The sequence below is a fragment of the Methanospirillum sp. genome, from assembly GCF_028679455.1.
GTDB lineage: Archaea > Halobacteriota > Methanomicrobia > Methanomicrobiales > Methanospirillaceae > Methanospirillum.
Genome location: NZ_JAJRBM010000186.1, coordinates 1 through 8,206 on the forward strand (window position 1 = coordinate 1; position 8,206 = coordinate 8,206).

At 49.4% G+C, this 8,206-nt stretch carries 7 protein-coding genes; 5 read left to right on the forward strand and 2 right to left on the reverse strand.

Annotated features, from left to right (window positions below):
- Both LUQ50_RS06265 and LUQ50_RS06270 read left to right on the forward strand, forming a co-directional pair.
- A partial coding sequence (locus LUQ50_RS06265) for a tetratricopeptide repeat protein (protein WP_300037820.1) occupies positions 1–231 on the forward strand: 231 nt, incomplete at its 5' end.
- A 5-nt stretch (positions 232–236) separates the two neighbouring features.
- Entirely contained in the window at positions 237–821 is a 585-nt protein-coding gene (locus LUQ50_RS06270; RefSeq protein ID WP_300037823.1) for an HD domain-containing protein, read from the forward strand.
- A gap of 8 nt (positions 822–829) precedes the next feature.
- On the opposite strand, the gene LUQ50_RS06275 is transcribed toward LUQ50_RS06270, so the two are convergent.
- A complete protein-coding gene (locus LUQ50_RS06275) occupies positions 830–3,295 on the reverse strand; it encodes a PEGA domain-containing protein (RefSeq protein ID WP_300037826.1) in 2,466 nt (821 codons plus the stop codon).
- A 201-nt stretch (positions 3,296–3,496) separates the two neighbouring features.
- On the opposite strand from LUQ50_RS06275, the gene LUQ50_RS06280 reads away from it, so the two are divergent.
- The gene (locus LUQ50_RS06280; RefSeq protein WP_300037829.1) at positions 3,497–3,859 is read left to right on the forward strand and encodes a heavy metal-binding domain-containing protein; all 363 of its coding nucleotides are present in this window, start codon (positions 3,497–3,499) and stop codon (positions 3,857–3,859) included.
- A 60-nt stretch (positions 3,860–3,919) separates the two neighbouring features.
- On the opposite strand, the gene LUQ50_RS06285 is transcribed toward LUQ50_RS06280, so the two are convergent.
- Positions 3,920–5,968, reverse strand: a complete 2,049-nt coding sequence (locus LUQ50_RS06285) for a sodium-translocating pyrophosphatase (RefSeq protein ID WP_300037832.1) — start codon at positions 5,966–5,968, stop codon at positions 3,920–3,922.
- 456 nt (positions 5,969–6,424) lie between these two features.
- Here LUQ50_RS06285 and LUQ50_RS06290 point away from each other — a divergent pair, with 456 nt between their 5' ends.
- A complete protein-coding gene (locus LUQ50_RS06290; protein ID WP_300037835.1) occupies positions 6,425–7,642 on the forward strand; it encodes a site-specific integrase in 1,218 nt (405 codons plus the stop codon).
- Between the two features lie 9 nt (positions 7,643–7,651).
- The coding region (locus LUQ50_RS06295; RefSeq protein WP_300037838.1) for a tetratricopeptide repeat protein at positions 7,652–8,206 on the forward strand (555 nt) is incomplete at its 3' end.

The following is an 8,206-nucleotide window of genomic DNA, read 5'->3' on the forward strand; positions in this document are numbered from 1 at the left end:
GAACAGGCTCTCGAACCATATAACCAGTCACTGACCTATAATCCAAAGAATGCTGATACCTGGATCAATTATGGAAAGAGTCTCTGGGTACTAGGCATGTACCAGAAGTCACTTGATGCATACAATACTGCACTATCCCTGCGACCAAACGATCCGGCTGCTCTTGAGGGAAAAAATACGGTATCCGGCCTAATTTCACGGTACCAGAAAGCAGTGGCTCAAAGTCCCTGATCCCTATGAATCATCAGATTGATTCTATCAGGAATTATGTCAGCACTACACTCGGGATGAATGGTGCCCACGGGCTTGACCATACCCTGCGGGTCACCGATCTCTGTACACAGATCGGAAGAAGAGAAGGAGCAGATATGGAGATTCTCATCGCTGCTGCACTTTTGCATGATATTGCCAGACCAGTTGAAGAAGAGTTGGGAATCCCGCATGAAGAAGAAGGGTCACGGATGGCTGAGGGCCTGCTCCGTTCACTCGGATACCCGGAGTCAATGATTTCAGGAGTGAGTCACGCCATCCTGACCCACCGGTACCGGACTTCCCGGATTCCCGAAACATTAGAAGCAAAGATTCTTTCAGATGCCGATAAACTGGACGCTATGGGAGCAGTGGGGATAGCTCGTGCATTCATGACCGCAGGAGAGTGGAACGGCGATATGCAGGATGCACTGGATCATATCAGAGATAAACTGCTGAATCTGAAGGCCCTGATGTATACTGCAGGTGGACAGGAGATTGCCAGAGAGAGGCATCAATATCTCGAGAAATTCCGTGATGCCCTTTGTAAAGAGTTGAACTCAACCGTCTGAAAAAAAGGTTAGACGGATACCGGAACTGCATCCATCATGATGATCACTTCATGTCCTTCTTCAACGAAGGATCCCCAGATTCCCCAGGTATCATCCACTTTTTCTGCATATCCCGGCATCAGGCTGGTTGATCTGGTTGATCCCCCGATAGTGGGAACCCAGACATACCCTCCCCCATATTCTGCAACCGCGGTAAAGAGGCGGGTCGGGCTTACCCCATTCTGATCCACATCCCCGGTACTTGCATAATCGAAGGGATGAAGGAGAACACCGGTTGGAGAAGTATATCGATCATTCTCAATTTCTGCTTCAGCATCCTCCCGGGTCAGATCTCTGGCATGAACTGCTGCTGAATGGACCTGCTCCTGCATCTTCAGATGATCAGCAGGCAGAAGCGGGGGTGCAATATCAGGCACCGGGATCGCGGTAAGAATGAGCGTACCGCTGATTGCAGGTCTGACATACACCAGTGAGACCTTACCGTCAATGGTCAGGTTTGTGGTATACATCAATCCTCCCCCGGTTGCTGCCAGCGATTGGATCAAAAATCCTGGTGTTACACTCCCGGGAACCGGTTCAGAGAGGTTGATCCCGACGAGAGACGGATGCATTCCGTCAGCAAGGATGGTACCGTTTAGATCAAGCGCAAGCACATAGGAGGTATCACGGGTAAACCCGCTGGTCGGACTGTTGAAATCGACAAGTGCCTGACTTCTTCCATGAGCAGTGAAGTATCCGGCTGCATCATCAGAAAGGGTGATCAATCCGGGGGAGAGGTTCGGAGCCTGATAGGGGGTCATCGTCACCGAGATCTGACTCGTCTTTCCTTCCTGCACAAAGACTGTGGCCGGAACCGGTTCATACCCAGGATAGGTGAGTATGAGGGAGTGGGCCCCACTGGCAAGGTTCAACAGACTCATCGGAGTTTTTCCCTGCGGTCGTGAATCAAGGACAACCGATGCCCCTGACGGTGTTGATTCAACAGAGATGGAACCCATGTTTGTCACCGTTCCTTTCTGCTGGAGTGTGGCATAGATTGAGGTTTCACGTCCGGGCCCTACATCAACAATCCCTATCCATGACATGAAACCTGGAATCGAGACTCTGACATTGTAACTATCAGGCCGGAGGCCATGTATCCGTACCGGTGTAATGCCCCTGGCTGTACCATCCAGCGTTACGATCCCACCACTCGGAAATGATCTGATAGATAATGTTCCGGTCTGAGGAATCCACCGGGGCAGAACAACCTGAACTGCGGTGTCTTTACCTGCAGTGATATCTACCGGCCTGGTAACCGTCATGAACCCGGGTTTTACCAGTTGCATCGTGTACGAACCCACCGGGACAGCATTGAAATGTGCGGGGGTGGTGCCGTAAACGATACCATTCAGGAGAACGATCACTCCATGAGGATAGGTATCCACGGAAAGTGAACCGGTGGTAGTGACCGGGCTTAAGACGGCTGATACTGCCGATTCTGCTCCTGATGCCACCGTGATGGAAGTTGAGTACGGCGTGTATCCGTCCTTGCTTACGGTAACGGTATGCGATCCGGGGGTGACCTGCGAATAGGTATAGGGAGTGGTTTGAATCGAAGCCCCGTCAAGTGCAACGGTCGCTCCGGAAGGGGTCGAAGTAACTGATATTGACCCATTCCCGGGAAGAGCCTGCAGAGTCGCGGAGATGGTCTCAGTAGATCCTGCAGTTGGATTATGATCAACGGTTGATGCCCACTCCTGATATCCACTCAGCTGCATACTAACCGAATGGGGCGTCGGGCTCCCCTCGTCTACCGCGACGGTAATCGGAGTAGTTCCAATCCCGGACCCGTCAAAGGAGACGGTTGCCCCGGTCGGTGATGAGATGAAACTAAAGTTCCCAGAGACTGCTAACGTATCCAGGGATGTCAGAACAGATGGGACCAGAGCCTGTGTAACACCCGGAATCTCGGTTTTACTCACGTTAGGATCCAGGGTTGGTTCTATCGTGGGTTGTACGGCATCAACTTCAGTAGGTGTTGCGGTTATCAATCCGGTAGGTGATTCGGTGATATTGGCGGTGGGAACAGAGATCGGTTCCACGATTGGTATACCAGTGGTAACTGGTGCTATGATCACCGTCGGAGTTGCGGTTACCTGAACGGTGGACTCAACCGATTGCACTGCAGTCGGAGTAGTTGGGGGAGAAGTTGTCGTAGCTGTTGGAGTTGAAGTTGGAGTTGTTTCTGCAGTCAGATTGGAGATCACCGTAGCAGCGGGTACTGGTATGATGATCTCAGTTGGAATAGATGTTGCCTGCAGGATGTGCTCAACCGTCGGCACACCGGTCGGAACAGTCGGGGTAGAAATTTCTTCTGCAGCAACTTGTACAGGAGGAGATATTGCCACGATAGTTGGCTGACTGGTTGGAATTGCCACAACTGTCGGTGTAGTATTGGGAAGTAACGTCACATTAGGTTCCAGATCAGTCAACAGAACCTGATCGGCCAGCACTGAGCCCATCAGACAGGATATGATACATACGAGCAGGAGACACAACCTCATAGACCATACTTCTCATGCCTGCCTGAAATGGTTATTGGTGGGAACCATCCTATGGCATGAACTAGGTTTTAATCGATTATCGATGCAACATACACAAACGGGTTAAATCATGGCTGCAAACCTAGCCCTATGGAATCAGAGATTCTCATCGTCAGTACCCCGTATGTTCCAGGGTATAAAATCACTAAACAGGTAGGGTTCACCTGGGGGCTTATTGTCAGAAGCCGTGGATTAGGAGGAAACATCGTGGCAGGCCTGCGTACAATCCTCGGCGGTGAGATCCATGAATATACCCAGTTATTAAACGAGTCACGATCCCATGCCCTGGATCGAATGAAAGAACATGCACGAGAGATGGGAGCAAATGCGGTTATCAGCGTTGCATTTGATTCTTCTGAGATCGGACAGTCCATGACCGAAGTACTTGCTTATGGAACCGCTGTGCTGGTGGAACCTGAACAGGAGGAGAGTAAACCGGTCAGACTAGGGTAACTACCATACAAAGTTACGAGAACAAACTTTTTTTGGAAATGCCAGAATAGCAAAAAAGGGTTAGATGTAAAGGGCTGCAAGCACCAGTGAGGTGGTTGCAAGCAGCTTTACCAGCACGTGCAGGGATGGACCAGCGGTGTCCTTGAACGGGTCACCGACGGTATCTCCAACGATAGCGGCTTTGTGAGTTTCGCTACCCTTGCCACCATATGCACCAGATTCGATGTGCTTTTTGACGTTATCCCAGGCTCCTCCACCGTTGTTGAGGACCAGAGCCATCAGTAGACCGGTGATGGTTCCTACCATCAGAAAAGCTGCCATTGCCTCGAACTTGAGAAGGATACCGACACAGATCGGGAAGAGGACTGCTAATAATCCGGGTAGAATCATGTTTTTGAGTGCACCCTTGGTGGTCAGGTCAACACACCGGGCGTAATCAGGCTTGTCTTTCCCGCTTAAGATGTCCTTCTCCTTAAACTGCCTGCGAACCTCTTCAATCACATAGTGTGCTGTCTGGGATACACCCCTGATCGCAAATGAAGAGAAGAGGAAGACAAGCATTGCGCCGAGAAGAGCACCAACAAACACGTCGACCTTTGCCAGATTGACAACTGAAAATGCATTTCCAGTGAGGGTTGATACTTCATTCATATAGGCGCTGAAGAGCAGGAATGCTGAAAGTGCTGCACTACCGACTGCATACCCCTTGGTAAGTGCCTTGGTAGTGTTTCCTGCTGAGTCAAGCTTTGCCACATTGTTCTGTGCCGTTTCTGAGGCCTGACTCATCTCAACGATGCCACCTGCATTGTCAACGATAGGTCCGAAGGTGTCCATTGCGAGAACATATGCACAGGGTGCAAGCATTCCCATCGTAGCAATGGCAGTCCCATAGAGACCACCGAACGGAACACCTGATAACTCACCAAGTTTGTATGAAATGAGCAGAGCCAGAGAGATAGCAAGTGCAGAGATTGCAGTTGTCTCAAAGGCAACATTCATCCCTGATATGATGTTCATCGCCGGTCCACCGGTTGATGCCTTTGCAATCTCCTGAACCGGGCGGAAGCGGTGATCAGTGTAATATAAGGTTACATTCAGGAAGACGATGGAAAGGGCTATCCCTACCAGTCCTGCATAGAAGAACCAGATATTATTCAGCAGGTACATTACGGCGATATAGAAGAAGATCGCTGAAATGATGGCTGTAATATAATATCCTTTGTTCAGTGCATGCATCGGGTCTTCGTGTTTTGCGTCTTTCTCAGTTACTGAAAAGATACCAATGATGGTTGCAATCAGACCGAGAGCTCCGATTAAGAGTGGGAAGAGGATACCGGAGATACCAAAGACCGGGAAGAGCGCTACACCAAGGATCATTGCCCCGATGTTCTCTGCGGAGGTAGATTCGAAGAGATCAGCACCACGACCGGCACAGTCACCAACATTGTCACCGACCAGGTCAGCGATTACTGCGGGATTGCGGGGATCATCTTCAGGAATACCTGCTTCAAACTTACCGACAAGGTCAGCACCCACATCTGCTGCTTTGGTGTATATTCCACCACCGAGCTGGGCGAATAGTGCAATAAATGAAGCACCAAACCCGAACCCGACAATGAGATACGGAGTTTCCTGGGGGCTTGCACCAAAGAGGGTGAAGATGACTGAAATCCCAAGCAGGGAGAGTGCAATAATGGTAAGTCCTGATACTGCTCCACCACGAAGTGCAACAATGAGTGAGCGGGCCGGGGACTTCTCCACCGCTGCTGCGGAGACCAGGTTTGTCCGTACGGAAGTGAACATCCCGATGATTCCGGAGAGGGCACTCAGAAATGCACCAAGAATGAATGATGCAGAGGTATGCCATGCCAAATCGGGTTTTCCCGCAAGCGTGAAAACCACAAACATAAGCACTGCTACAATAATTGCAATAATTGCAATGGTAGTATACTGCCGTTTCACGAAGGCGTTAGCGCCTTCACGGATAGCAGCAGCAACCTCCTGCATCTTTTCGCTGCCTTTATCTGCAGTCTGGATCTGGCGGACAAAGATAGCTGCCACACCAAGAGCAAGAACTGCGATCACAAAAATAAAAGGGATGATCAACATAGTTCATAGAGAAGTCATTATAGTTCGTTATAAATTCTGCTGATGCAGAAACCCCTGTTTACGGCCAGGTTTATTTATTTTTTGATAAACTAGGCTTGACCGTTCGATTTAATTCCTAGGGGCACGCGAAAGATCTCCCTTGTTTATCTCCTTTCCCCTGTTTTTGAGACTGGCGCCTCAAAGATACTGATATGAATATCAGTAATCTCCGGGTAATTCAGATTCGCATATGTCGTTGAACCAAGGCCAAGCAGGACGGGAAATGTGAGGTGCCAAAAGAAGACAATTAACAGACAAGATTAATGAAATATGGATAAAATAAAAACCGATGAATATTACAGATCATACAAACGATCAAAACAGTTAGTGAAACACGAAGTGTTTCATGTATTACACTACGCCCCGGCTGGGCTTTAGACGAGTAAGTATAACGCTGCACCCTACCATATTAAATATATGATAGGGAATTACGCTGAATTTTATTCCTGTAAAGAATCCCCTCATTCGCTGGAAAAAGCCCTGAAACGAGGTGCGATAACTGAGCGGGATCGTGAACTGATTGATGGATACATCTCTGAGATGCAGGCACTTCACCAGCTGAGTAACAACCGGGTGATGAAACTGATAACCACCTTACTCGGGTGGAGAAACAACAAACTCCTCCCTGAGTACGCTCAGGTCACGATGCCTGATCTATTCTCCGGCATCCAGAAACTTAGCACAGCGAACAATACTAAAGGGGTCCCTTTTGCACAGAATACGAAGTATGATTATGTCGTCATTCTTAAGCGGTTTCTGCTCTGGATGATCGAAAACGAACTTATCACAACCCTCAATGAGAAAAAGATCAGGGATATCAGACCTCCATCCAAGAACCAGGACACCACCCACCCGGACGAGATCCTAAACCCAGAAGAGATTGCCGCCATGATTTCTGCCTGTAGGTCATCCCGTGACCGTGCCCTGATAGCCGTCCAGTATGAAGCCGCAACCCGGATCGGAGAACTTGGGCGGCTTAAGTGGAGAGATGTGCTCTGGGATGAGTACGGGGCACAACTTCGGATTATTGATACCAAAACCAACCGGGTGAGACAGGCCAGGCTTACCACGGGATCATCATCTAAGTATCTCGCTGCATGGAAGGCTGATTATCCAAAAGTACCCGAGGGAGAGGCATATGTGTTCATCTCCGAACGGTCAGACCTCCTGTCATATTGGGGGGTTCTCCGGATCTTCAAAGAAGCAGCGGCCAGGGCAGGTATCAAGAAGAAGATCACAACCCACTTGTTTCGGAAGAGTCGTGGGACTCACCTTATCGAGCAGGGATTACCAATCGCCTCGGTTGTCGAACTCATGTGGGGAAACCAGAACACGAAACAGATCCGAACCTACATCCGGATGTCTCCGATCGAACAGGACCGCATCCTGCTGAAACACGCAGGGGTTATTACTGAGGCTGAGAGTAAAGCGCACGAACGGAGATTGACCGGGATTTTGTGTATTAATTGCCACACCCAAAACTCCCCCACTGCTAAGTATTGTGACGGTTGTGGAGTCCCTCTCACAGAAGAAGCCATGAGAAAACGCAAGGCTGTCCAGGACTTGATGAGTGAATCTGATGTAATACTTGAGATGGCAGGAGAACTTGAAAAGTATAATCATTCCCGGAGGTGATGATTCACTATGTCTTTCGATGACGGCATGAGGGCGTTCAAGGAGGGGAACTACGATCAGGCATCCAGACTGTTTGTTGCAGTTACGGAGCAGGACGAGAATAACCACAAGGCATGGAACGCCCTTGGTATCTGTCTGTCGAAGACCGGCGAATATGAGCAGGCTGGGATATGCTTCGATAATGCCGTCACGCTGGATCCTGCTAATCCCATCTATAAGAAAAACCAGGCGAAGAACGACACACGGATAAAAGCGGCCCCTGAAGAATCCCTTGAACTTGATGATGGTCCTGTTATCCGCACGCAACGACAGACCGTTAGATATGCAAAGGATTCAGATCCGGATGTAGGGAGAGGTCCTTTCTGGCTTGGATTAACCGGGTTTATTTTTGGAATTCTGGTCTCCTTATTCCTCATAGCAGCAGGGGGCTTTTTTGGAGCATTCGGGGTTTCAGGGTCTGATATGCTAGGGGGTAGGGGGTGGATTACAATATTCCTGTGTTTGGTAGGATTCGCGGGTGTATTTGTAAAGCACAGACAATATGGGGGATTGTTATTAATTCTC

Excerpts from the sequence above, each read along its gene's own strand:
- LUQ50_RS06270 (WP_300037823.1), top strand. The coding sequence starts at position 237 with ATGAATCATCAGATTGATTCTATCAGGAATTATGTCAGCACTACACTC.
- LUQ50_RS06280 (WP_300037829.1), top strand. The coding sequence starts at position 3,497 with ATGGAATCAGAGATTCTCATCGTCAGTACCCCGTATGTTCCAGGGTAT.
- LUQ50_RS06285 (WP_300037832.1), bottom strand. The coding sequence starts at position 5,968 with ATGTTGATCATCCCTTTTATTTTTGTGATCGCAGTTCTTGCTCTTGGT.
- LUQ50_RS06290 (WP_300037835.1), top strand. The coding sequence starts at position 6,425 with ATGATAGGGAATTACGCTGAATTTTATTCCTGTAAAGAATCCCCTCAT.